This window comes from Arthrospira sp. PCC 9901, assembly GCF_059013425.1.
Map to the genome: position 1 here is coordinate 106214 of NZ_CP102296.1, position 25513 is coordinate 131726.

Consider the following 25513-nt stretch of genomic DNA (forward strand, 5'->3'; position numbering starts at 1 on the left):
ATCAAGGCAACCCCAATGGTTGCCTATTTCCAGGAAATCCCCTAAAATCTAATCAGTAATTGCCCGCAATAGAACATCCGTCAAACTAATCTCTTCCATATCTTCCAAACTCACTGTATCACAAATATTGTAACGAGCGCCCGCCGCCGTTAACTCATCATCAAGCACCTTAAAAAACGCCGTAGCCTCTTCACTAGAGCCCACCCTAATCATTTCCACAGCCAACTCTTCCTCATGGGTTAATTGATTGGAAGCATTAATCAAGATGCGTTTAACCTCCAATAACGGATTAATAATCTCCCCACCCGTCACCACAAAAATAGTTTCACCATTAGGCTGTGATTGTTCCGTCGCCCGTCTAGCAAAATAACTATCAGTGGCATCTTTGAGAACCGAGGCTAAATCAGCTTTTCCGGCTGGTTTATGATTCTCAAAAACCTCTCCCACATGGTCAGAAGTAATGCGATCGTAGCGCTTAAACTCTTCAGCAAATAAATATAAAGTAATCCCATCCGGGTCAAAATGTTCGCAATAGGTTGCCAACTCTAAAATCGATTGTCGCATTAACTCCCAGCGAGACTGCCCCTTTTTATTGCCAGCCATTGCCATACTCTCGCTGACATCCACAATCAAGGTATAATCCCGTTTTTCCAGGACTGCACCCCCCTCTAATAGTACATCCATACATCAACCCCCCACAATTGTACTTAATTTAATACTGTATCATTTCCCCCCCATAATTATTAAGCTATAATATTTCCAAGCGTCATCATCTAGTTTTTGCGAGTCCTAGTTATGAAACCTAAGCCCCAGGATTCTGCCAACCAAGACCAGCCAGACCGACCCATCTACCTACAACCTCCCCGGGTCATCTTCGCCCTACTGATAGGCGTGTTAGCCCTAGTCGCCTATGTGGTTTTAGTCAAAACCGACTCTGCTACTCCAGACCCCATTATGGTAGAAAACCCTGAAGCCGTGATGATCATGGATGAAACCTCCCAAAATTTAGCCGATCTCCCCCCGGAAATTACCACCAAATTGCGCCAAGATGTCATCGATCGCACTGGAAGTTCCCCAGATGAAATCGAAATCCTCGCCGCCGAAAGACAGACTTGGCCAAATACCTGTTTAGGACTCGCCCAGCCAGACGAATTATGTGGTCAAATGTTAGTAGATGGCTGGCGGGTCCGAGTGTCTGATGGTCAGCGCCATTGGCTTTACCGCACCAATCATAATGGTCAAACCTTCCGCTTAGAAACAGAATAAAAACCCCAACCTAGTCCCCTGGTAATTATTTTCTACCATGAGTTATTGCCTCAATCCCCAATGTTCTCATCCCCAAAATCCAGATGATGCTAAATTCTGCCTCACCTGTGGTGCTAAACTGTTTCTACGGGAGAGATACCAGGCTATTAAACCTATTGGTCATGGCGGATTTGGGAAAACATTTTTGGCAGTTGATCACGATAAACCCTCCCATCCCCCCTGCGTCATTAAGCAATTTTTCCCCCAAACCCAAGGGGTAGAAACTACTCGCAAAGCGGCGGAATTATTCCACCAAGAAGCCCAACGTCTCGATGAACTAGGAAAACATCCCCACATCCCAGATTTGCTGGCACATTTTCAACAGGACAATAATCAATACTTAGTCCAAGAATATATTAACGGCCCCAATTTAGAAGACTTAGTAATTAGCCAGGGAACTTTTAACGAAACTCAAATCATTCAACTACTTGATGAACTCTTGCCAGTTTTAGAATTTATACATCAAAATAACGTCATTCATAGGGATATTAAACCCGCCAATATTATTCAATCTCAAACAGTAGTAAATAGCTCGACATCGGGTAAGTTGGTATTAGTGGACTTTGGGGCGGCGAAAGTAGTACAAAGCACCAACTTATCAGGACCAGGAACTATTATCGGCAGTCCTGAATATGTGGCTCCAGAACAAACTAGGGGTCAAGCCATATATGCTAGTGATATTTATAGTTTGGGGGTGACTTGCTTATATTTACTCACCCAAATCTCGCCCTTTGACCTCTATGATATTCACCAAGATAAATGGGTTTGGCGAGATTATTTACAGGAAAATACGGTTAGTAATAAACTGGGCTTAGTTTTAGATAGAATGGTGGCTTCCCTACCTTCCCAGCGCTATAATTCCCCGCTGAATGTACTGAGGGCGCTGCATCCTAGTGGACTACCCCCGACGATTCTGCACAACATTAATATTAATAACTTTGATAATACGGCACTCCCTAGCCCGGCTGCATCGGTGAGAGTACCGCGGCCACCACTGCCCCCACCGCCACCACGGACAGCTAGAACCAGTCAGCAAATCACCCCACCACCCACGGCTAGAACTTCTCAGCCACCCACTCCACCAAAACCTAGCCGTGTTCAACCTCAACGGTCATCACCTACCTGGAAACTTCTACATACGCTGACAGGACACCGTAATCAAGTCACCTGTGTAGCTTTCTCTCCTGATCAGGAAATACTGGCCAGCAGTAGCCAAGATCTGACTATAGAAATTTGGAGACTCAAAACTGGGAAACGTTGGTACACGCTAACTGGTCATGAAAATTGGGTAACATCGATCGCCTTTTCCCCGAAGGAAGACATTTTAGCTAGTGGTAGTCGTGATCAGACTGTGGAAATTTGGGATCTCAAAAAAGGTAAACGCTGGTATACCCTCATTGGTCATCAAGATGCTGTGGAACAGGTGGCCTTTTCCCCCCAGGGAGATATTCTAGCCAGCGCCTCCCGGGACAAAACCATACAAATTTGGGATCTCAAAAAAGGGAAGCCTTCCTACACTCTCTATGGTCATAGCGATCGCATTTATGGACTCGCCTTTTCCCCAGATGGTCAGACCCTAGCCAGCGCCTCTAGGGATAAAACTGTCCGCCTGTGGAACCTACAGCAAAGACAAGAATTAGGAAGCCTACCCCGTTGGTCTGACTGGGTGAGAACCGTTGCTTTTAGTCCTAACGGTCAAATGTTAGCCGGAGGATGTCGGGATGGTTCCATCGGTCTATGGCATCAACAAGACCAGACCTGGAAGCTATGGCGTACCCTGCGGGCTGATGATGCCGATATATTTGCGATCGCCTTTAAACCCGATAGTACAGAGTTAATTACTGGCAACAGTAAAGGCCAAATCGACATTTGGCAACTCAGCGACGGCACATTATTAGAAACCATCGCCGCCCATTCAGCAGACGTATTATCCCTAGCATTTAGTCTTGACGGCAAAACCATAGCTAGTGGCGGATCTGACCGACTCGTGAAGATTTGGTATCACGCCGCCCAAACTTGATATTGATTAGAAAATATAATACAATTGTTAAATAAAAATTAAGTTTTGTCGCCTAGGTAACAAAAATCAATGCACAAGGATTATTATGGGCTACTGATATCAAGTCTCAGTTTCCGTCACCGTTGGAAGTGGCAGATCATCCTGCCCTACGGTGACCATCTAACTTCCAATAACGACTACTCCACTCCAGAAGAGGCACTGCTTGGGGGCAAGTCCTGGATTGATAAGGAAACAGCATTTAATGCCCTAAATAGCTGTCTAGCACAGTTTTACAGTTCAGGGTTGATTAATCCTCCTGAATATCAGAACTTGATGGATTCATTGCGGGGTATTACCCAAAGGTGCTAAGGGCCTTGCCAGTTTCCTGATGCAGTTTTTATAGTTAATTGTTAATTGATGCTCCCACTACAATATAATTCAAGAACTACTCAGGTAGTGTGGGCATCTAGTTTGGGCTGATATTATGATCAACTTTCATAGTTTTCTGGTAGATTGAAATCATGGAAAGGGAGGCCACAGTCATGATATCTTTGAGAAAAAAACTACACCGTTTAATAGAAGGAATATCAGACGAGGACCTGAAAACTGCCTGGGAGTTTCTGACCCCCCTCTATGAGGATGCTTTCATGCTCAAAGCCATTGATAATGCCCATCAAAAATTAAGGCCAGGAGATGCCTTGACGAGAGAAGAAGCCCTACAAGTGCTGTATTTTGATTATGGGCGTGTCCCCCTAGCCCCCCATGGATTGAATCCCGATATAGAAAGCATTTGATATTGGTTATGTCGTCAGCACCCCCGGCTGAAGCACGGGGGCTTCGTGCCCCCCGCTTTCAGGTAGCTGACCAGCTTAAGCCTTAACTGGCTACGTTCAGAGCAAGAGTTAAAGTTCCTACCCTGGAATGCGTGCTAGTTCCAGGCCCTAGAACCAAATCGTTAAACAGTTCTAAGGGGTTAAGACAGTGCGATTTGGAAAGTACCGACTCTGAACATTAGCGTTCGCGCAGCGTGCGCGTTAGCGCAAGCGCAAACGTTACGAGCAATCAGAACAGACGCAACAATGTCTAACCATATTTTCGTTTTAGATACCAACCGCAAGCCCCTGACACCGTGCAAGCCAGGGGTAGCACGATCACTGCTCAAAGCCGGGAAAGCATCGGTATTTCGACGCTACCCATTCACCATTATTCTAAACAAGGAGGTTGACGCTAATCCTGAACTCCTCGAACTAAAATTAGACCCAGGCTCTAAAGTCACTGGAATTGCCTTAAAGCAAGGGAATCATATTATCTTTGCTGCCGAGTTGCAGCACCGAGGACAGCAGATTAAAGAAGCATTGCTCTCTCGTCGTCAACTCCGACGTTCTCGACGAAACCGCAAGACCCGATATCGACCAGCTCGGTTCTTGAATCGGACTCGTCCCGAAGGTTGGTTAGCTCCCAGCTGGCAGCATCGAGTAGATACTCTAATGACCTGGGTTCACCGATTTCGTAGACTTGCCCCAGTTGGCAGCATTGCTCAAGAGCTAGTACGGTTCGACCTGCAATTGATGGAAAACCCTGAGATATCAGGTGTTGAGTATCAGCAGGGAGCATTACAAGGCTACGAAGTCAGGGAATACCTGTTGGAGAAGTGGGGCAGAACCTGTGCTTACTGTGGGGCTCAAAATGTACCACTCGAAGTTGAGCATATCCAGCCTCGGTCTAAGGGTGGCTCTGACCGGGTTTCTAACCTGACGATGGCTTGCCACTCATGCAATCAAGCCAAAGGCAATGGGGACATTCGGGATTTTTTATCGAGCCAGCCTGATGTACTGAGTCGTCTTCTCAGGCAGGTAAAATCGCCGCTTAAAGATGCAGCAGCCGTTAACTCGACCCGATGGGCTTTGTTCAATGCTTTGAAAGCAACAGGACTCCCAGTTACCACAGGAACGGGCGGACAAACGAAGTTCAATCGACTGAGGCTCAACCTACCTAAAGCTCACTGGCTTGATGCTGCCTGTGTTGGACCAGTCGAATCACTCGAAGTTCTGACTTCAAAACCGTTGCTGATTTTAGCAAAGGGGCATGGAACCCGTCAGATGTGCGGGACGAATAAGTACGGATTCCCTACTCGTCACCGCTCCAGGAGGCAAATTCATAAAGGCTTTCAGACTGGCGACATGGTGACGGCTACGGTCACAGCGGGGAAGAAAATTGGCTCATATCTAGGACGGGTTCTCTGCCGTGCGTCTGGTAGTTTTGATATTACCACCGCTTCTGTACGGGTGGCAGGCATCAGCCACAAATACTGCCAACCCATTCACAGGAAGGATGGTTACGCCTATGCTTGAAAGATTGACGGGGACTAAAGTCCCCCTGTCGCGTTTCCTCCCCGGTCTAAAGACACGGGGCTTCCACGCTCCCAAGAGGTTTACGTGAATGTTGAAGTTCGTTATGCACGCTCTTTTTTACAAGACTTAACTGCCTTAGACACGGATGCCTATTGGCGAGTTTATCAAATCGTTTTCGTCAAGTTTCCCCAAATTAATCGCTTACAAGAATTACCGGAATTTCGTGCGGTGGGTTCGACTGGTATTTTTTATCGATTCACCATCGATCGCTATTTAATCGGCCTAGAGATTACGGGCCAAATCGTCAAGTTTCTGAGAATTCTGCCTAAACCCCATGTTTAAGTTTTGACAACTGTTGTAGAATATGTGCTGATAGATAAGGCTCTATCAATGAATTGCGGAAGGGTAAAAGCGGTTAAACCCTCATAGATGTTCTGGACTGGCAACTTGTACATAACGGGGAAACAGTGATTATGGATGCCATTACACTCTGGCAAAGATACCAAGACTGGCTGTACTACCACGAAGAAATAGGACTGTACCTCGATATCAGTCGGATTAGGTTTGATCAGGCTTTTCTGGAAGCCATGAAGCCCAAGTTTGACGGGGCATTTCGAGACATGGAAGCCCTCGAAGGTGGGGCGATCGCCAATCCAGATGAACAGCGAATGGTAGGCCATTATTGGCTGCGAAACCCGGATCTAGCACCTACTCCCCAAATCAAACAGCAAATTATCGACACAGTTAACAAAATAGAAACCTTTGTCGCTAAAGTCCATAAGGGTGAGATTAAACCCCCCCAAGCCGAAAAATTTACAGATTTACTCTCCATTGGTATTGGAGGATCAGCCCTAGGACCACAATTTGTGGCTGATGCTTTAGCCCCAGATTACCCACTGATCAACATTCACTTTATCGATAATAGTGACCCCGATGGCATAGATCGGATTCTGCAACGACTAGGCGATCGCCTAAAGAGTACCCTAATCTTAGTAATTTCCAAATCCGGCGGCACCCCAGAACCCCGTAACGGCATGATGGAAGTTAAACAAGCCTTACTCAAGCAAAACCTCCACTTTCCCGATCAAGCGATCGCCACTACCCAAATCGGTAGTAAACTCTACCAAGAAGCCACCAGCCAAGGATGGTTGGAAACCTTCCCCATGGAAGACTGGATCGGTGGTCGCACCTCGGAAATGTCAGCCGTAGGACTACTTCCCGCCGCCCTACAAGGCATAGATATTCATGCCCTACTCCAAGGGGCTCAAACCATGGATATAGCCACCCGCCAACCCGACATCAAAACCAACCCCGCCGCCCTGCTGGCCCTATGTTGGTATGCCGTCGGAGGTGGCCGAGGTGAAAAAGATATGGTAATTCTCCCCTACAAAGACAGACTCATACTCTTGAGCCGTTATCTGCAACAATTAGTCATGGAATCCTTGGGAAAAGAAAAAGACCTAGATGGAAACATCGTCAACCAAGGTATCTCCGTCTACGGTAACAAAGGTTCCACAGACCAACACGCCTACGTCCAACAGCTTCGAGATGGGGTTCCTAACTTCTTCGCCACCTTTATCGAAGTCCTACGCGATCGCCAAGGACAATCCCCAGAAATCGAACCCGGAGTCACCGCCGGAGACTATCTCTCAGGCTTCCTACAAGGCACACGAGAGGCTCTATACGACAACCAACGAGACTCCATTACCGTAACTATTACCGAAGTAAATCCATACACTGTAGGCGCTCTAGTCGCTCTCTATGAACGTGCTGTCAGTCTATATGCTTCCCTAGTCAACATCAACGCCTATCACCAACCGGGAGTCGAAGCCGGGAAAAAAGCCGCCGCCCAAGTCCTAGAGTTACAACACCAAAGTTTACAAGCCTTACGCAGCCATAGCCAAGGTATTTCTATCTCCGACTTAGCCACCAAAATAGATGCCCAGGAACAGGTAGAAACCCTATATAAAATCCTGCGTCACTTAGCAGCTAATGACCGAGGAGTAGAATTGAGCGGAGACCCCAGTAAACCCGGCAAACTGATCGCCAAATGGCGCTAAACTTAACCCACTAGCGCCCAGTCCATAATTCCTATTCACCCGGTCCTTATCCCCCCACAGATCGGGTAAGTTTTCATTGGTGTAGCATGGGAGCGAAGGAGATAACTAGGAGTGAAAAACGAATGGCTGAGAATCTCTACATTGCTACCATTGAACCCGGGAGTGGCAAATCCCTAGTCGTACTCGGAATCATAGAATTGCTTTCCAAACGAATTCAAAAATTGGGATTTTTCCGTCCCATTATTCGTAGTCACACCACTCCTGACAGAGATATCCAATTAGTTCGCAGTCGCCTACACCAAGCCCTACCCTATGAATCTTACTATGCTCTCACCCACGAAGAAGCTCAAAATTTGATTGGTGAGGGTCGCTATGATGAAGTCATTAAGCAAGTCATCGAAAAATATAAAGCCGTTGAGCAAGATTGTGATTTTGTAGTCTGCGAGGGAACCGATTTTACTGATATCGCTTCCGCCTTCGAGTTTGATTTTAACGTCCGATTTGCTAACCACCTAGGTTGTCCCATTTTGATTGTAGCCAGCGGTAGCGGTAAAACCCCCAATCAATTAATGAGTGCCTTACTAGCCGAACGGGAAGCCTTTATTGAAGAAGGTTGCGCGATCGCCGCTACTGTAGTTAACCGTGTCGATAACCACAATGTTCCAGGAATTATGGAACAGTTGACAACTCTCTGGAAATTTCCAGATCCCCTATTTGTCATTCCAGAAGAACCTATTTTAGCTAAACCCACAGTCGCCGAAATTGCCCAGAAACTCGGCGGTCAACAAATCTATGGCCCATCCGACGATCGCCTTAACCGCGAGGTTTTTGATTTGCGCGTCGCCGCCATGCAAGTTCCCAATTTCCTCAAATACCTCAAAGAAGGTAGCCTAATTATTACCCCAGGCGATCGGGCTGATATTATTCTCGCCTGCGCCGTCGCCGCTACTTCCGAGAACTATCCTAATATTGCCGGAATTATTCTTAGTGGCGGTCTGGAACTACCAGCCACTATCCAAAGCCTCATCGATGGATGTCCCCATTGGGCAGTTCCCATGATCACAGTTAAGACTGATACCTACGAAACTGCCATGAATGTAGACCGGGTACATGGTGCTATTACCCCGGACAACGATCGCAAAATTGCCTCAGCTTTGGGGTTATTTGAAACTCATGTCAACTTGGGTCAAATTGAGGAGCGCATACAGGTTTCCCGTCCCTCTCGCATGACTCCGATCATGTTTGAGTATCAATTGATTCAAAGGGCTAAAGCTAATCGACAGCATATTGTTCTACCCGAAGGACGCGAAGATCGGATTTTACAAGCCGCTGAGATTTTGTGGCGGCGGGGAGTCGCAGATATTACCTTATTAGGTTCAGAAGCAGAAATTCGCGGACGTATTGCCGCCCTCGGTTTGAATTTATCCCAAGTCCAGATTATTGATCCGGCTAGATCCCCCTGGTATGAAGACTATGCTGAAACCTATTTTAATCTCCGTAAACATAAGGGTATTGCTAAAGACGGGGCCTATGATGTCATGCTCGATGTTAGCTATTTTGGTACCATGATGGTTTATAAGGGACACGCTGATGGTATGGTGTCGGGAGCAGTCCATACCACAGGTCACACGATCCGCCCCGCTTTGGAGTTTATTCGCACCATTCCCGGTACTTCTATTGTCTCTAGTGTCTTTTTAATGGGGTTGGAAGATCGGATTTTGGTTTATGGCGACTGTGCCGTAAATCCTAATCCTAATCCTCAACAATTGGCTGATATTGCTATCAGTTCCGCTTTGACTGCTCAAATGTTTGGCATTGAACCTAGGGTGGCTATGTTGTCTTATTCTACTGGAGAATCCGGACAGGGTGAGGATGTCGAAAAGGTTAAGCAAGCTACCATCATCGCTCGTCAACTGCGCCCGGACTTGAAAATTGAAGGCCCGATCCAGTATGATGCTGCTATTGATGAGAGTGTCGCTAAAACTAAGCTACCTGATAGCCAGGTGGCTGGTCGTGCCACAGTTTTTATTTTTCCCGATTTGAATACCGGGAATAATACTTACAAGGCTGTACAGCGATCGGCTAATGCTGTGGCGATCGGACCAATTTTGCAGGGATTGAAAAAACCCGTTAATGATTTGAGTCGCGGTTGCACCGTCACCGATATTGTTAATACAGTAGCAATTACTGCTATTCAAGCGAATCTAGGCACACATTTTCACTCCCATTAATTCCATAAACACTGGACATTGTAGCATCTCAGATAGAATACTGTTAATGGGTAAGACTCCATAATGGTGAGCCATCCTGGTTTCACCATAACAGAGTCTATGCTCTGATGTTTACCTTGTCAATGGCTTTGACCATGAATATACATACATTAACCAAAGACCTCCCTCGTCGAATAGTCCTCAGTTACGCTGTTATTGGCGCGGTCTGGATACTCATTTCTGATCAGGCTATAGAAACTATTATTGGTAATTATAGCCAGTTTACTTATCTGACTACTTTTAAAGGCTTAATATTTATTGCTATTACCAGCCTTTTATTATATCAGCTTCTCCAAAAATATCAGCGATCGCTTCAGGAAATTAACCATAAAATGGCATCCACAAAAACCATGCAATTACTGATAATTTTAAGCAAAATTACCGAATATATCAAGTTACAAAAGCAACTGAGAAGCTACATTGAATATGACTCTTTGACTAAACTGCCTTTGCGGTCTGTCTTGTTAGATAAACTGGAGTATTTATTAAAACAAACTCACCCAGAAAATCATAAATTTGCAGTTATTCACCTTGATGTTGTCCATTTCAAATCCATTAAATATACCCTGGGATATGAATTATCAGAACAGCTATTAATCGCTATCACTAACCGCCTGACTACCTATCTTCCTGATTCCGTCATGATTGCTAGAGTCGGTATGGCTGATGAGTTTATAATTCTCTTGGAACAGGTAGGAGACTTGGAATCAGCCCATAAAATTCTCAATTATATTAGCAATCTGTTTATTCAACCATTTAATCTCTCAGAACATGAACTTTTTAAACAGGTAAAAATGGGGTTGGCTTTTAGTTCTGACTGTGGGGAAAATCCCGAAGAACTGTTACAAGCAGCAGAATTAGCCGTGCATCAATGTCGCCGTTCCCCCAATACAAGTTATACCATATTTAATCACGAATTTAAAGCCTATGCTAGTCGTCAGCTAGAGTTGGATAATCAAATGAGACGAGACTTTAATGACCGTAAGTTTCAGCTTTATTATCAACCAATTTTCTGCGCTGAGACCCTCAAAATAGTCGGCTTTGAATCCCTGATTAGATGGTATAATAACACTCAGCTTATTTCTAACTTTGAATTTCTCCCTTTGGCGGAAGAAACCGGTTTTATTATTCCCTTGGGAACCTGGGTATTTGGTCAGGCTTGTTGGCAATTTCAACAGTGGCGATCGCAATTTCCCCAGGTCGCATCCATGTTTGTTAACATTAATGTTTCCGTCGTACAACTGATGCAGCCTAATTTATTAAGCCAAATTGATCATATCTTAAAAGTTACTGAAATTCCCCCCCAACAAATTCAACTCGAAATTACCGAAACCGCCTTAATGAATAATGCCGAAGATATTACCGACATCTTAAAACAAATCAAATCCCGTAAAATTAACCTATGTATAGATGATTTTGGCACCGGGTATTCATCTTTAAGCTATCTCCACAATTTCCCCTTCGACACCATTAAGGTTGATAAATCATTTATTAGCGGTATGGAACGAGATCAGAAAAGTGTTGAAATTGTCAGAACTATTGCATTGATGGCCAACTCTTTAGATATCAACTTAGTAGCTGAAGGAGTCGAAACCCAAGGTCAACTCAGACAGCTACAAAACCTCAAATATCAAACCATCCAAGGATATCTACTCGCTAAACCCATGTCCGTAGCCGCAGTCGAAGACTATCTCCAACGCCAACATCATAATTTGTGTCCAGAAGCAGGTTAGAAGTTATCCCCTCACCAACCATCAAAAATTATGTATAATTAAGCCATCACAAAACTTGAGTTTAGGAAAATTTTATGGCCAAAGCAATTTGGAATGGGGTCGTTGTTGCCGAAAGCAATAATTGTGAAGTAGTCGAGGGCAATCAATATTTCCCCCCAGACTCCATTAAAAAAGAATACTTCAGAAATAGCGACACCCACACCACCTGTGGCTGGAAAGGGGTCGCTAGTTACTATACCCTAGAGGTGGGAGGCGAAGTTAATAAAGATGCTGCTTGGTATTATCCCAGCCCTAAACCCGCCGCCCAAAATATCCAAGGTTATATCGCCTTTTGGAGAGGCGTAAAAGTCGAAGTTTAACTACCTCCGACTACCTGTTCATCAGACAACCAAGCCTCTCCCGCCTGTTGTAGGGCATCAATGACTGGCTTGATATTTCGTCCCCTAGGTGTGAGAGAATATTCTACCCTAGGGGGTATTTCTGGATAAACCTTTCTTTCTATCATACCATATTTTTCTAATTCCCTCAACCGAATTGTCAAGGTTTTCGTACTAATCGGAAGTGCTTCCTGTAGTTCATGAGTACGGCGGTTATCTATCAAAAGTTCCCGCAAAATTAGAAAAGACCACTTACTATTAATTCTATCCAATATATATTCTATAGGACAAGGCTGTTCGGTCTCAGTAGAGTTTTCCGAACCAGTTGACATTGGGCCTGTTTGGGAGTTTTCGCAATGTTTTGTAACTTTCATTTTAACAAATTTTAAGGTTTACTTTAGTGGTTACCAACCGCCACAGCAGTTTTAAACTTTTTTAATAAGCGGCTGTATCTCCATCATAGCAATATTTTTGTACTTTGGGTAACTAAGGTAACTTTAGTAAACTATATTGTAATTTTTATAGAAAGTAATACTCTATAAACAGAGGGAAAAAAAACCCTCTGTGACGAAAACAATCTCAGCCTGTAGATCGACAGTCAAACCAAAATTAACTAAGTCTAAATGCTGAGTTTTGGAGCAATAAGGTTTCCCATACCTGTTGCCAGATGGTCTATTTGCATGAAAATCAGAGTATCAGTAAGACTGAATATTCTGGAAGTGTAGAAAGATTTGGCTGTACTCTCTACCAGACTGTTATTCAAGTTTGGAGGAATTTCATAATGGTTGAAAATAAAGAAAAAGCATTCGTACTGTGGTTTGAGGAAGTAGGAATTGTCGATGTTCCATTAGTAGGTGGAAAAAACGCATCCCTAGGGGAGATGATACAACAGCTAGGCTCCCAAGGGGTTAGCGTTCCCACAGGGTTTGCGACCACAGCCTATGCTTATCGCTACTTTATCGAAAAAGCGGGCTTAGAAGTCAAACTACGCGAACTGTTCTCAGATCTAGATGTGGAAGATATGCCCAACCTGCGGCAGCGGGGTAAGCAGGCTCGCGCTTTGATCTTAGATACCCCCTTCCCTCCAGAACTTGAAGAAGCAATTGTTAGTTATTACAGAAAACTGTGTGAACGTTACGGGACTTCAGCAGAATTCTGTGAGAAGTTCGATTCAGATTATAAGGAAGAATGCAAACGCTATGCCAGTGATATTGACGTAGCGGTGCGGTCTAGTGCTACAGCAGAAGACTTACCTGATGCGAGTTTTGCAGGTCAGCAAGAAACATACTTAAACGTTTATGGGGAAGATACAGTTTTAAAATCTTGCCATAAGTGTTTTGCTTCCATCTTTACAGATCGGGCGATTTCCTACCGGACAATTAAAGGCTTTGATCACTTCGATGTTGCCTTGTCGGTGGGTGTACAGAAAATGGTTAGGTCTGACCTAGCCTCCTCCGGTGTCATGTTCTCAATTGACACAGAAACAGGCTTTAAGAATGCTGCCCTAGTGACAGCGGCTTATGGTTTAGGGGAAAACGTGGTACAAGGTGCAGTTAACCCTGATGAATACTTTGTATTTAAGCCTACTCTGAAACAAGGATTCCGTCCTATCCTAGAGAAACGCTTAGGAACAAAAGAACTCAAGATGGTTTACGACATTGGTGGCACGAAACTCACCAAAAACGTAAGCGTCCCAGTTTCCGAACGCGAGAAGTTCTGTATTACAGATGATGAAATCCTGAAGCTGGCTGAATGGGCAGTTATCATCGAAAATCACTACTCAACAGTTCGTGGGTGCTATACACCTATGGATATTGAGTGGGCGAAAGATGGTGTCACGGGTGAACTGTTCATCGTCCAAGCACGTCCAGAAACGGTACAATCCCAAAAATCGGGCAGTGTCCTGCGGTCTTACAAACTCAACGGAACTAGCAACGTGCTATCTCGCGGTCGTGCAGTTGGCGAAATGATCGGTCAGGGTAAAGCACGGGTAATTATGGATGTTCACCGGATTGATGATTTCCAACCGGGAGAAGTATTAGTTACCAACAAGACTGACCCCGACTGGGAACCGATTATGAAGCGTTCCAGTGCTATTGTCACTAACGCTGGCGGTCGGACTTGTCACGCGGCGATTATTGCTCGTGAAATGGGTATTCCGGCGATCGTTGGTTGCGGAGATGCTACGGAAGTGGTCAAGACCGGACAAGACATTACAGTTTCCTGTTCGGAAGGGGAAGAAGGACGGGTGTATGAAGGGTTAGTGCCCTTTGATGTAAACGAAACGGTTCTGGACAACTTACCTAAGACCCGCACTAAAATTCTGATGAATGTGGGGAACCCAGAAGAAGCCTTTGGTTTGGCATCTATTCCCTGCGATGGTGTAGGTTTGGCTCGTCTTGAGTTTATTATCGCTAATCATATTAAGGCTCACCCCTTGGCGCTACTCAAGTATGACCAACTGGAAGATGAATCAGTTAAGCGGGAAATTGGCGAACTGACCAAACTCTATGATCATAAGCCGGACTTCTTTGTTGATAAACTGGCTCATGGTATTGGCACGATCGCAGCGGCTTTCTATCCGAACCCAGTGATTGTGCGGATGTCGGACTTCAAGAGTAACGAATACGCCAACCTGTTAGGTGGTCGTCAGTTTGAACCCAAAGAAGAGAACCCGATGATCGGCTGGCGGGGTGCATCCCGTTACTACGACCCCAACTACCGGGAAGCCTACGGTCTGGAATGTGTGGCTCTGAAACGGGTGCGCGACGAAATGGGTCTGACCAATGTGGTGCCGATGATTCCTTTCTGTCGGACTCCTGATGAAGGCCGCAAGGTGTTGGCTGAAATGGAGAAATATGGCCTGAAACGAGGCGAAAACGGCCTCCAGGTTTATGTGATGTGCGAATTGCCGAGTAATGTCATCTTTGCTGATGAGTTCGCTCAAGTGTTCGATGGCTTCTCCATCGGCTCGAACGACTTGACCCAGTTAACTCTAGGCTTGGACCGTGACTCCGCACTGGTGGCTCATATCTTTGACGAACGCAATGAGGCGGTACGTCGGATGGTCACGATCGCCATCAAAGCAGCTAAGAAATATGGTCGCAAGATTGGTATTTGTGGTCAAGCGCCTAGTGACTATCCAGAGTTTGCTCGGTTCTTGGTTGAGTTGGGTATTGACTCGATGAGTTTGAACCCCGACTCTGTGATTAAGACCATCCTCGACATTGGCAAGATGGAAGAGTCTGGCGTTTTGGTTGATGATATCATGGAAGTCGCTCAGGCTAAATAGAGTTCCGTTTAGGATACTAAGTAACTTCTGAGTTCTAATTTAAAACTGCTCTGGTGAAACCGGGGCAGTTTTTTTTCGCTCACCCACCCCAGGAGAAACCCGGTTTCTGGGAGAGTTTCTCCTTCCCCAAGGGATGGCTGGTGAGAAACCGGGTTTCTAAACTCTCACCCACCCCAGGAGAAACCCGGTTTCTAGGAGAGTTTCTCTTTCCCCAAGAGATGGCTGGTGAGAAACCGGGTTTCTAAACTCTCACCAACAGGTTGACAAAAAATCTAGGCGGTGATATGATGTGGATGCTATTTGTAACCGAAAGTAACTCGGTTCTATGAATCGGTGAAAGAGAAATTAAAGACAGGTAAAGGGGTCATATTAAAGCTGTTTGTAGCCATCGGTTTAGCGATCGCCTGGATTTTACTAACAGCGACCCCTGCTTGATGTACGGAAAAGTCAACCTTAGCCAGAAAGATTATGCACTCCAACTGGGAACACATAATTCCACAAGCGCCGCCACCCCCAGGGGAAATCATAGAAGCATTAGAAGCCACGACGACCACACGGGAATTTTATCAGGAAGTCGAATATCGTGAGGACTTCGATCGCTATTGCCAGTGGTATTATGAGACAGCCGAACGCCACCGTCAAGAGCATGATTTAATCTCAAATTAGGTTAACATTTTACGGCAATACGGTATAATACCAAGTATGGTGCGAGACCTTCGGGTATGAAATAGAGCTGAAATGGGCGAAATAACTACCCGGTGAGGACTTCAACCCCTTGGTTGATTGGGTCGCATCCCTGGCCATCCCATAACACAGCCTGATTTTTTTGCCCACCTTCGAGACTTCCAATATGGTTGCCAAGGTGAAGCGTCTAATCAGGTCTAAGACTGCCCGCGCCATGCTGACATGGGCGCATTATCGATTCAAACTAACCCTGAGACATAAGCGCGGAAATAACTGAACAGTTGTAGATGTGACCGAAGAATACACCAGCAAAACCTGTACTCACTGTGGTCATGTCCATTCCCAGCTAGGTGGCTCAAAAGTGTTCCGATGTCCTGAGTGCGGGTTCACTCTACCACGGGACTGGAACGGTGCTTTTGGAATCTTTCTAAAAGCTTTGCGGGATACCGCCTCTGTTACCTTAACGGGTAATAGTGCTATCGTCGCATTGTCCGGGAACAACCGGAAAAATGTCGCGTAAATGTATCAGATGCAGAAAATGCTAGGTGATTTTAACCTGCTGGGGTGGTTTTTGCGGGGTCGCCACTAAAGCCGCCGGGGTGAGGGACTCAAGAAACGGTAAACTGATGTCTCTTTGTCCCCAATAGTTCCCCAGATGGTTTATAACTCTCCTAAATCACTTCTAACTCCTCCTCTCTGAAGTGAGCCTTAAACTTGGGGTTAAACTGTACTATAACAGGCAGATTCGGGGTAATAGGTCTACCATTCCAGTCTGTTAGGACGGATACAATTTCCCCCTCCAATCCCTTAGCATCAGAAGGTTGATTGCGGTGTTCGGGATTGACATAGATAATCACTGACTCTTTGACGCGAACACGATCGCCGACTTTCATAAATTCCAACTCATGTATTTCGGTAAAAATGCCTACAGAAGTGGCTGCGATAGTTGTGCGACCACCCAGCGACACTCACTAGAACAGACAGTTTTTTATCTTGACATGAAATAGGCAAATCTCAAACTCCCGGCGCGGAAAATCACAGTTCCCGATCGCCTGAAATCATCGATAATTGGGGATTTCCGGGAATTATTCGGGTCAGTGGGGAAGCGGGAGGGACTACCTAAGACCCTTGACATTTTGCCAGAAAAGTGGACCAATCTTGGTTCAGCTTCTGGGGGTATATTTTAAGATACAATTGGGCAGGTGTTTTGTGAAAATTGGGGAAATTCATGGAATCATATTCACTACCAACAGAAGTAATTTTAACCGAGCCGCGTAAGTCCCTAGGAAATGTGTGTTTTGATTGGACTCCCCAACCTGGCCATTATTTGGTTTTAGAGGGTCAAACCTATGCAGTTTTGGAACGCCGACACCGTTATCATTTAAAATCAGGTCGTTACCGCCTAAGTAAAATTGCTCTATATGTACAGTCTGCTGAAGAACCCCAGGAGAAGAGTTTAGTCAATGGACATTGGGTAATAGGGGATGCTAGTTGTCGGTTTAATGCGCGATCGGAGTTATTTCGCTGTGCGGTAAATCCCCAGGGACCCTGCGATCGATGTCGCTTTTATGAGTCCCTGGAAGAAACACCCCCCGGATAATGACGGCGAAATCAGAAGCGGTCAAAAACGGAGACTATCCCGCAAATAAATTCAGGTCTGCTTGATATTCCTGTGGGGATATTAAACGCCATTTTTGGTCTTCCATCAACTCTAAAACGTGGTGATGATATTGCAGTAAACTCATCCGGTGTCCGACACTAACGTAAGTAGTGTTCATCTGGTTGAGTTTTTGATACAGCAACTCCTCATTTTTCATATCAAGGGCGCTGGTAGCTTCATCAAGGATAGCATAGCGAGGTTGAGTGAGCAACAGACGAGCAAAGGCGAGGCGTTGCTGTTCTCCGAGGGAGAGAACATTAGCCCAATCCAATTCTACATCAAAGCTACCAACACGATCGCTTAAATCACCCAGATTAACGAGTTTCAAAACGGATTCTAATTCGGTGTCGTCGATGTTTAGATGGGAGTTAGGATAGAGTAATTGGTGCGAGACGTTCAGGCACGAAATAGGGTTGCAATACCCGAAATAACCGCCTGGTGGGGATTTCAACCCCTTGGTTGAATATAAGGATAGCACACCTGACCATCCCCATAACTGTTTATATGTCCCAACGTTTGGTATAGAAATATACAAAACAAGGCAGGGAACTCAAGGTCAAAACGCAAAATCAGAAATCTTAATGATTCCTTAACAATTGCGTTAAGAGTGACGGCGATAGCCACCCCCAGATTCAGGACTCACAACCCTGGGACTGAAGCGGGGAACGGAAGGCTCCGAGGTGTAACCTAACACCAGAATCGAGACCACTGCCAACCATCCATGATTAGGGAAACCGAATGTCCGGCCTGAACCATCGTAATTATTTGGCAGCGAAAATAGGTTGACACGCTGCGCTCAAAAGAGCAAGGGGAAAAGTAGGAGGCTCAATTAACTACCTACACAGACCTTTAAAAGTACCCCGGTGGAAAGGACAAGTCTAAAGATGGAATGCCCATATAAACGGAACGTTTTAAGTCCTCAAGTGTTCTGAGGGAATAGGTCGATGAACTCAGTAGCGATAAGTGTAAGCGGATACCTTGAGGATGTGAGATGTGACCAGAAGCCAACGCCCGACTGTAATGGTAGGGATACGCCAACGGGTCACGGTTTGATTGCAAGGATAGAGTCAAGTAGGAGTCAATATGACGAAATCGAGAGAAAGTAAGGGATTCAATAAACCGAGACCTACCAAGACTACGAATGTATGGAGAGGTATCAATTGGGCTAAGGTTCAGCGGTACGTCTTTAAGCTCCAAAAGAGGATATACCAAGCAGCTAAATCGGGACAGCACGCGAAGGCGAGAAGGTTGCAACGTCTACTGGTGAAATCATATTATGCCAGGCTCTTGGCAGTGCGGCGAGTGACCCAAGACAATCAAGGCAAGAAGACGGCTGGAGTCGATGGGGTAAGAATAGTCTCTCCTAGACAAAGGCTTGAACTAGCCGAAAGCATCAAGGGAAACCTCAAAGCAAAACCACTGCGACGGGTGTGGATACCAAAACCTGGCAGGGATGAAAAACGCCCGCTAGGAATACCCACAATCCAAGACAGAGCGAGGCAAGCCTTGGTTAAATCGGCTCTCGAACCTGAATGGGAATCGAGATTTGAAAGCAACAGCTATGGATTCCGACCCGGTCGGTCAGCCCATGACGCAATATCCAGAATCTTTCAAAGTATCAACAAAGGAGGTTATTACATACTGGATGCAGATATAGCTAAATGCTTTGACCGAATAAACCATGACTACCTACTGTCCAAAATTCATTGTCCAAGCAGCCTAAAAAGAGACCTGAAACAATGGCTTAAAGCAGGTGTGCTAGATAACGGCGTATTCGAGGATACAGAAACAGGGACACCACAAGGAGGGGTAATAAGTCCAATACTCGCCAACATCGCACTGGATGGAATGGCTAGGTTAATAGAAACAATGTATCCTAATAGAAAAGGTAAACCTGTTCAGGCAACCTTAATAAGATACGCCGATGACTTTGTGGTGATATCTCCATCACTCGAAATCATTGAACAGTGCAAAACTGCAATCTCCGAATGGTTAAAGCCTGTTGGACTAGAGATAAAACCTGAAAAAACCAGGATATGCCACACACTCAATCCCATTGAGTATAATGGCAAAATGGAGAACCAAGGATTTGACTTTCTAGGATTCAATATAAGGCAATATCCAGCAGGAAAGCACAAAGCGGGTAAGGTGAATGGGAGCAAAAGGAAAAACTTTCTAACCCACATTAAACCCAGTAAAAAAGCAGTTAAAGCCCATACAGAAGTGATAAAGGGTGTAATCAAACAACATAAAACCGCACCCCAATCAGCCCTGATTAGCAAGTTAAACCCGATAATCAGAGGCTGGTCAAACTACTACTCAGGGGTAGTTTCAGCGGAAACCTTCACTAAGCTAGACTACATAGTCTGGCAAATGTTACGGGCATGGACAGTCACAAGATGCGGAAAGGCAAGTTATGAAAAGCTGAGTAATTACTTCAAACCGGGAACGGTCAAACTCAGTAATGGGAAAGAAAGACAGGAATCTTGGATGTTCCAAACTAAAGATGGGTTACATCTATATAAACACAACTGGACACCAATTGTCAGACATACCTTAGTACGCCCGGACGCAACACCATACGACGGAAACTGGACTTACTGGGCAACCAGAAAAGGACAGGCAATCGATACGCCAACAAGGGTAGCCAAACTACTCAAAAAGCAAAAAGGCAGGTGTACCTGGTGTGGGCAATACTTTACCCCATCAGATTTAGTTGAAGTAGACCATATTGTACCTCGAAACCAAGGAGGTAGAGACGAGTACAAGAATCTTCAGCTATTACATCGCCACTGTCACGATGATAAAACCGCTCTTGATGAAGAGAGGTTGCTGTACTCTTAACAGAGAGGCAGTTAGACTAGGAGCCGTATGAGGGGAAACTCTCAAGTACGGTTTTGAATGGGAGGGGATGGAGGCGACTCCATTCTCGACCCCTAATTTCTCGCAGGGTTCCCAGAATCATATAAGGACGCTGGGGGAGAAATAGCATTTCGCTAAGTTCCGGACGCACTAGCACCCCAGTTCCCGATCGCCATAAACCCGCGATTCCTCGTAATAGGGAACTTTTCCCTACTCCACTTTGACCAACAATTAATAAACCCTCACCGGGTGCTAACTCTAGGGATAAATCCCGCACCAATGTTTTCTGATAGTTAGGAGTTTCTAAGGTGAGATTTTTCACCGCCAAAGGAGAGTCTATCATGAGGTCAATTTGAGGTTTCCCTGTGGGGGTGCGATCGCTCATTTCCAAGGCTTCGGAGAACCCAGTTAAACGATTAATACCCGCCGCAAATCTACTCAAGGGTTCAATTTGAGTCACCACAATCGAAAAAGCGCTTAACACTTGAGAAAAGGCAAAACTCGCCTGAGTAATATCTCCAAATCTGATTTGTTCGGCAAAATACAGAGGAGCCATAATCGCAGAGGGTAAAATAATCACAAGATAGCGATACCCAGTAGTGAAATAATCTACATTTCTCTGCCAACCAATCAGGAGGTTAAAATTATTAAAGGCTTGGAAAAACCTGTTTTTAACCTGCTGAGATTCGCGATCTTCTCCCTGATAAAAGGCGATAGATTCGGCATTGTCGCGGACATGGACTAAACCATAACGGAAATTTGCCTCCAGTTTAAGCTGATTAAAATTGAGGGTAATTAAGCGCCGACCTAATAAGACTGTGACCCCTGTACCAAATACGGCATAAATTAACAGGAACAGGGACAATTGTTTAGAAATCGACCACAGAATACCCGTGAAGGAAATTACATCAATTACCGCGCCTAAAATAATCAGTAAAAATCGGAGGCTAGTAATCGTAAAAGCCCGAATATCCTCAGAGATACGTTGGTCAGGGTTATCGATATCTTTATGGGAGTCTATTTCATAGTAGGAGCGATTGTTAAAATAATTATCCAGAAATCGATTAGTTAACCATTTCCTCCAATAGTTACCGAGGCGATCGCGTGTGTAACCATAGAGAACCACGATGGGAGTACCCACGACAAAGACACCAGCATAAACAAACAGAAACCGCCAAAATTCCTCCTCATTTCTCTCGGAGAGAGCGGTCATAAAAAAGTTTCCCACATAGCTAATAATGACATTTAAGCCACTAACAGCCAGAGAAATAAATAGCAGGACACTCAAAAAAGCCCAAGGTTGCCAGCGAGTCAACCATTGACGGCGATACCAGTAGAATACCATGGCGGGTACAAGCAGCATCAAAGCCACGACTATAATAGAGGGAGAATAAATCACCCCTTGTATAGTTTCCAATAAGCCGGGAGCGATGCGATTAAAAAACTCAGGAAACAGCAGTTGACTAGCTAAAGTAACGGCTGTGACCAACACAAAAGCGACCCCAAACAAGAAAATCAGCAGCAGCAACATCAATAGCAAAAATACCCTGCCACTACCAGGTCCCAACGGGTAAAAAAACGGTTGTGCGATGCTGAGAAATCGTCTCCAAAGTTGACTGTCAAATCGATTCATCTGTTAATGCTAGACCAATTATTGAACTTGAATGGGATAACCCGGGAGCCATACCCAGATTAGGTAAGAAGGTCAAAGCACAATCGAGGGAAGGCAGGTTAAACTTATAGGTTATAATGACCAAAAGTAGATCTACAAGGTTTCTGACTTTTACCCAAAAAGTTTATAACAAAAACCGGGAATTACTCTATCATACAGAACAATAATTTCCGATAAAGTTGCAATAGAGGAAGTTAACCCGGCGGGCGCTATTATCCTGAATGGTTAGGTTCAGCGAACAATCAGGGATATATTTGACCCTGTCATTGTAAACTATAAAATTGATTGTTCAAAATTGTGGAAGGAGTATTAACCCAATCATGTCTAACACCTATAGGGTGGAGATTCACCACGAAGGCCAAATTCACGAGATTGATGTGCCGTCGGATAAGTATATCCTGCAAGTAGCGGAAGAGGCGGGGTTTAGTTTACCAAATTCCTGCAATGCTGGAGTTTGCACTACCTGTGCTGCTAAAATCCTGGAAGGAGAAGTTGATCAGAGTGAGGGTATGGGGTTGAGCCCAGATATGCAAGCACAGGGCTATGTATTGCTGTGTATAGCCCATCCGCGCTCAGATTTGAAGGTGGAAACCGGAAAGGAAGAAGAGGTCTATCAGCGCCAATTTGGTGCAAGTTCATAGGATTTTTGAATTGACGAGAAATGACTACCCACTTTATTACTGCTGAAATAGATTTAACTGAATCCCCAAAGGCTTTACAAGAAGCGATCGCCACCGAATTAGAAAGCCGGGGCGAACCCCTGCGCTGGGCGATTACCAAGGTGGATACTGAACGCCAAATCGCCCATGTAGAAGCAGTTGTCACCACAGGCGACCATCCCGGTCAGCCTCAATAGACAATCATGGCTCGCCCCTTTACTGTGGTAATGATAGTCCCTACTGGAATAGGGGCGGATTTGGGTGGCTATGCGGGGGATGCCTTACCCATTGCTCGATCGCTATCTGGAGTCTGTGATAGGTTAATCACCCATCCCAACGTCCTTAACGGCGCTCAGTTGTACTGGCCTATACCTAATGCCCTCTATGTGGAAGGATATGCCCTAGACCAAATGGCCGCGGGGTGTTGGGGACTCCAACCCGTCCACAGTAACCGAGTGGGACTATTACTCGATCGCGGTATGGAACCAGAATTGCAACTGCGACACCTACAGGCCGCCGATGGCGCTAGAGCGACTCTGGGCATCAATATGACTGATTATGTCATTACCGATGCTCCCCTCAACGTAGAGCTAAGAATAGCCCCTCTGGTGCTTCTTGGGGAACCATTGGCAACCCAGATAGTTTACTGCGGGGGCAAAACAGTTGATCGATAAAGCGGGAGCGGAAGCGATCGCAGTGGTGGCTAGATTTCCCGATGATGAAGGCAGTGTGGCTCTCAGCCAGTATCGACAGGGACAGGGTGTTGATCCTCTCGCCGGAGCCGAGGCTATTATTAGCCATCTCATTGTCCGACATTTTCGCATCCCCTGCGCCCACGCTCCCGCTCTGTTACCTTTACCCCTAGACCCCCATTTATCACCCCGTTCCGCCGCCGAAGAAATAGGCTATACATTCCTTCCCTGTGTATTAGCCGGGTTGAGTCGTGCGCCCCAATATGTCCAGTCTCGGTTGACAGCACCTGATAGCATCTGGGCTAATCAAGTTGATGCGGTGGTAGTTCCAGAAACCGCCTGTGGTGGTAGTGCTATCCTGAGTTTTGCTAATAGTGCCAAACTGATGATCACCGTAGCCGAAAATCGCACCACTATGGCAACCCCCCCAGAGGCGATCGGTATTAAGACCGTCCCGGTAAAATCATATTTAGAGGCGATCGGAGTTTTGGTAACATGGCGACAGGGAGTTAATCATCAAGCCCTCAGACCCAATCTAACAACTCTCAACCGACTGCACACCCCTTAACAGAACCATACTCCAGCCCTAATATCATCGTGGAAAAAATCCCCAATCAGCCAGAATTTGAATCCTTTACCCGTACCCAAATTTTAATCGCCATGGGGGGGACAGCCCTATTGTTGCTAGTCATTGCTAAAGTCGTGTCTTTCTTTGGTGATTTTTATATCTTACCTGTGGAAATCACCACTTTGGGCATAATTCAAGGATTAGCGATCGGTGTAGGAATTACTGGGGCTAGTGCAATTCTCTATCGTCTTTGGCCGGCTTATAGTCGCAGTGCCGATATTTATTTAAAACTAATTCTCACCCCCTTAATCTGGCCAGATTTAATTTGGTTGGGATTGCTTCCCGGTCTCAGTGAAGAGTTACTATTTCGGGGTGTAATTTTCGCAGCCATTGGGTTGAATCCCCTGGGTTTAGTCGTTTCCAGCATCTTTTTTGGCTTACTCCATTTCAGCGGTTCTCAACAGTGGCCTTACATTATTTGGGCTACCCTAGTGGGAGTAATTTTAGGCTATAGTGCCTTAGCTACAGGCAACCTTGTCGTGCCCATTGTGGCTCACATTTTTACTAATTTTATATCCGGCTGTCTCTGGAAGTTTAAATATATCGGCAGTTCCCATACCTAAAACATTCATCAACCCCCTAATCATAATCAATCTCTGTGGCTGTAGCCACCCTCGTCAGCATAAATATCTCAGCCGTGGACATATACAAGTTATTTATGCGATAATCTCCCTAGGGTCACGTCAATAAGCACATCAGTCTTAACCAAATCACAGGAATATGAGTAATCTTACCCATTCATCCCCTGATAACAACCAATCTTTCACGGAGTTAGATATTCCCCTGGAACGAGATATTTTTCTCCGTACCTTAATCAGAGAACTCGCTGGTACACTAGAAAACGTTGTCGGCTTAGAAGAAGCATCCGGTTTTATCAGCGTTGTCGGTCAGTCAATGGGTAGAGCCATTGATCACCATTATAAATCAGCCCTGCAACTTTCTCGACTCTCCCGTTCACAAGTCGCTCAAGTTTTGGTAGACCTCAAGCGACGCATTAACGGCGATTTTTATGTCATTGAAGAAGACGACGAAAAAATAGTTTTTGGGAATCGAGTTTGTCCCTTTGGAGATCAGGTCTTAAATCGTCCTTCTATGTGTATGATGACCTCTAATGTATTTGGGTCAATTGCTGCTGATAATCTCGGTTATGCGAAAGTAGAATTACAGGAAACTATTGCTCAAGGTGATTCAGGTTGTCGAGTAGTTGTGTATCTTCAACCCACCGAAGATGCCGAAGATGCCGAAGGTAGGGAGTATTTTGGGATCTAA

23 protein-coding genes and 4 pseudogenes are annotated in these 25513 nt (G+C 45.4%); 21 read left to right on the forward strand and 6 right to left on the reverse strand.

Features of this window, described 5'->3' with window-relative positions:
- Positions 1–48: 48 nt before the first annotated feature.
- A complete protein-coding gene (locus NLZ44_RS00565; protein WP_493751546.1) occupies positions 49–684 on the reverse strand; it encodes a vWA domain-containing protein in 636 nt (211 codons plus the stop codon).
- A gap of 111 nt (positions 685–795) precedes the next feature.
- On the opposite strand from NLZ44_RS00565, the gene NLZ44_RS00570 reads away from it, so the two are divergent.
- The 10 genes from NLZ44_RS00570 (at position 796) to NLZ44_RS00615 (ending at position 12077) form a co-directional block, all read left to right on the forward strand.
- Positions 796–1266: a DUF8738 domain-containing protein gene (locus tag NLZ44_RS00570; RefSeq protein WP_315639963.1), complete on the forward strand. Its 471-nt coding sequence runs from the start codon at positions 796–798 to the stop codon at positions 1264–1266.
- A gap of 37 nt (positions 1267–1303) precedes the next feature.
- Positions 1304–3325 carry a protein kinase domain-containing protein gene (locus NLZ44_RS00575; protein ID WP_493751547.1) on the forward strand — a complete coding sequence of 674 codons (2022 nt, stop codon included), beginning with the start codon at positions 1304–1306 and terminating at the stop codon, positions 3323–3325.
- A gap of 69 nt (positions 3326–3394) precedes the next feature.
- The gene (locus NLZ44_RS00580) at positions 3395–3673 is read left to right on the forward strand and encodes a hypothetical protein (RefSeq protein ID WP_493751548.1); all 279 of its coding nucleotides are present in this window, start codon (positions 3395–3397) and stop codon (positions 3671–3673) included.
- A gap of 173 nt (positions 3674–3846) precedes the next feature.
- Positions 3847–4098 (forward strand): hypothetical protein, encoded by a 252-nt coding sequence (locus NLZ44_RS00585; protein ID WP_006668846.1) that lies wholly within the window; start codon positions 3847–3849, stop codon positions 4096–4098.
- A gap of 285 nt (positions 4099–4383) precedes the next feature.
- Positions 4384–5655: an RNA-guided endonuclease IscB gene (gene iscB, locus NLZ44_RS00590; RefSeq protein ID WP_493751549.1), complete on the forward strand. Its 1272-nt coding sequence runs from the start codon at positions 4384–4386 to the stop codon at positions 5653–5655.
- Between the two features lie 84 nt (positions 5656–5739).
- Positions 5740–5997 (forward strand): cytotoxic translational repressor of toxin-antitoxin stability system, encoded by a 258-nt coding sequence (locus NLZ44_RS00595; RefSeq protein WP_493751550.1) that lies wholly within the window; start codon positions 5740–5742, stop codon positions 5995–5997.
- A gap of 131 nt (positions 5998–6128) precedes the next feature.
- Positions 6129–7715 carry a glucose-6-phosphate isomerase gene (locus tag NLZ44_RS00600; RefSeq protein ID WP_493751551.1) on the forward strand — a complete coding sequence of 529 codons (1587 nt, stop codon included), beginning with the start codon at positions 6129–6131 and terminating at the stop codon, positions 7713–7715.
- A gap of 122 nt (positions 7716–7837) precedes the next feature.
- Positions 7838–9946, forward strand: coding sequence for a phosphate acetyltransferase (gene pta, locus NLZ44_RS00605; protein WP_006668848.1), 2109 nt, complete (start codon positions 7838–7840; stop codon positions 9944–9946).
- 107 nt (positions 9947–10053) lie between these two features.
- Positions 10054–11718, forward strand: coding sequence for a putative bifunctional diguanylate cyclase/phosphodiesterase (locus tag NLZ44_RS00610; protein ID WP_493751552.1), 1665 nt, complete (start codon positions 10054–10056; stop codon positions 11716–11718).
- Positions 11719–11792: 74 nt separating this feature from the next.
- Positions 11793–12077 (forward strand): DUF427 domain-containing protein, encoded by a 285-nt coding sequence (locus NLZ44_RS00615; RefSeq protein WP_493751553.1) that lies wholly within the window; start codon positions 11793–11795, stop codon positions 12075–12077.
- Here NLZ44_RS00615 and NLZ44_RS00620 read toward each other — a convergent pair.
- Complete coding sequence (locus tag NLZ44_RS00620) at positions 12074–12427, reverse strand: winged helix-turn-helix transcriptional regulator (protein WP_493751554.1); 354 nt, start codon at positions 12425–12427, stop codon at positions 12074–12076. The genes NLZ44_RS00615 and NLZ44_RS00620 overlap by 4 nt on opposite strands.
- Positions 12428–12876: 449 nt before the next feature.
- Between NLZ44_RS00620 and ppsA the strand changes: the two genes are divergently transcribed.
- From ppsA to NLZ44_RS00640, 4 genes and pseudogenes are all read left to right on the forward strand, one after another.
- The gene (ppsA, locus tag NLZ44_RS00625; RefSeq protein WP_493751555.1) at positions 12877–15387 is read left to right on the forward strand and encodes a phosphoenolpyruvate synthase; all 2511 of its coding nucleotides are present in this window, start codon (positions 12877–12879) and stop codon (positions 15385–15387) included.
- Between the two features lie 53 nt (positions 15388–15440).
- On the forward strand, positions 15441–15632 hold the full coding sequence (locus NLZ44_RS00630) for a hypothetical protein (RefSeq protein ID WP_493751556.1): 192 nt from the start codon (positions 15441–15443) through the stop codon (positions 15630–15632).
- Positions 15633–15855: 223 nt separating this feature from the next.
- On the forward strand, positions 15856–16053 hold the full coding sequence (locus tag NLZ44_RS00635) for a hypothetical protein (RefSeq protein ID WP_111894641.1): 198 nt from the start codon (positions 15856–15858) through the stop codon (positions 16051–16053).
- Between the two features lie 145 nt (positions 16054–16198).
- A pseudogene (locus NLZ44_RS00640) lies at positions 16199–16591 on the forward strand (zinc ribbon domain-containing protein); the annotation flags it as partial.
- A gap of 151 nt (positions 16592–16742) precedes the next feature.
- On the opposite strand, the gene NLZ44_RS00645 reads toward NLZ44_RS00640, so the two are convergent.
- Complete coding sequence (locus tag NLZ44_RS00645) at positions 16743–17039, reverse strand: ferredoxin-thioredoxin reductase variable chain (RefSeq protein WP_006621869.1); 297 nt, start codon at positions 17037–17039, stop codon at positions 16743–16745.
- Positions 17040–17059: 20 nt separating this feature from the next.
- Positions 17060–17206 (reverse strand): hypothetical protein, encoded by a 147-nt coding sequence (locus NLZ44_RS00650; protein WP_158536344.1) that lies wholly within the window; start codon positions 17204–17206, stop codon positions 17060–17062.
- Positions 17207–17299: 93 nt separating this feature from the next.
- On the opposite strand from NLZ44_RS00650, the gene NLZ44_RS00655 reads away from it, so the two are divergent.
- The gene (locus NLZ44_RS00655; protein WP_006621870.1) at positions 17300–17671 is read left to right on the forward strand and encodes a DUF6464 family protein; all 372 of its coding nucleotides are present in this window, start codon (positions 17300–17302) and stop codon (positions 17669–17671) included.
- A 34-nt stretch (positions 17672–17705) separates the two neighbouring features.
- Here the strand turns inward: NLZ44_RS00655 and NLZ44_RS00660 are convergent.
- Positions 17706–18116: pseudogene (locus NLZ44_RS00660) on the reverse strand (ATP-binding cassette domain-containing protein); the annotation flags it as partial.
- 698 nt (positions 18117–18814) lie between these two features.
- Between NLZ44_RS00660 and ltrA the strand changes: the two are divergent.
- Entirely contained in the window at positions 18815–20575 is a 1761-nt protein-coding gene (ltrA, locus tag NLZ44_RS00665; protein ID WP_493751027.1) for a group II intron reverse transcriptase/maturase, read from the forward strand.
- A gap of 97 nt (positions 20576–20672) precedes the next feature.
- Here the strand turns inward: ltrA and NLZ44_RS00670 are convergent.
- Positions 20673–22226: pseudogene (locus NLZ44_RS00670) on the reverse strand (ABC transporter ATP-binding protein/permease); the annotation flags it as partial.
- Between the two features lie 359 nt (positions 22227–22585).
- Here NLZ44_RS00670 and NLZ44_RS00675 point away from each other — a divergent pair.
- The 5 genes and pseudogenes from NLZ44_RS00675 to NLZ44_RS00695 all read left to right on the forward strand — a co-directional run bounded on the left by NLZ44_RS00675 (position 22586) and on the right by NLZ44_RS00695 (position 25513).
- Positions 22586–22906 carry a 2Fe-2S iron-sulfur cluster-binding protein gene (locus NLZ44_RS00675; protein ID WP_493751557.1) on the forward strand — a complete coding sequence of 107 codons (321 nt, stop codon included), beginning with the start codon at positions 22586–22588 and terminating at the stop codon, positions 22904–22906.
- 20 nt (positions 22907–22926) lie between these two features.
- Positions 22927–23121, forward strand: a complete 195-nt coding sequence (locus NLZ44_RS00680; RefSeq protein ID WP_315644934.1) for a DUF8621 family protein — start codon at positions 22927–22929, stop codon at positions 23119–23121.
- Positions 23122–23127: 6 nt separating this feature from the next.
- Positions 23128–24184 (forward strand): annotated as a pseudogene (locus NLZ44_RS00685) (DUF3326 domain-containing protein).
- Between the two features lie 29 nt (positions 24185–24213).
- Complete coding sequence (locus NLZ44_RS00690; RefSeq protein WP_315644933.1) at positions 24214–24807, forward strand: CPBP family intramembrane glutamic endopeptidase; 594 nt, start codon at positions 24214–24216, stop codon at positions 24805–24807.
- Positions 24808–24964: 157 nt separating this feature from the next.
- Positions 24965–25513, forward strand: coding sequence for a methanogen output domain 1-containing protein (locus NLZ44_RS00695; RefSeq protein ID WP_493751558.1), 549 nt, complete (start codon positions 24965–24967; stop codon positions 25511–25513).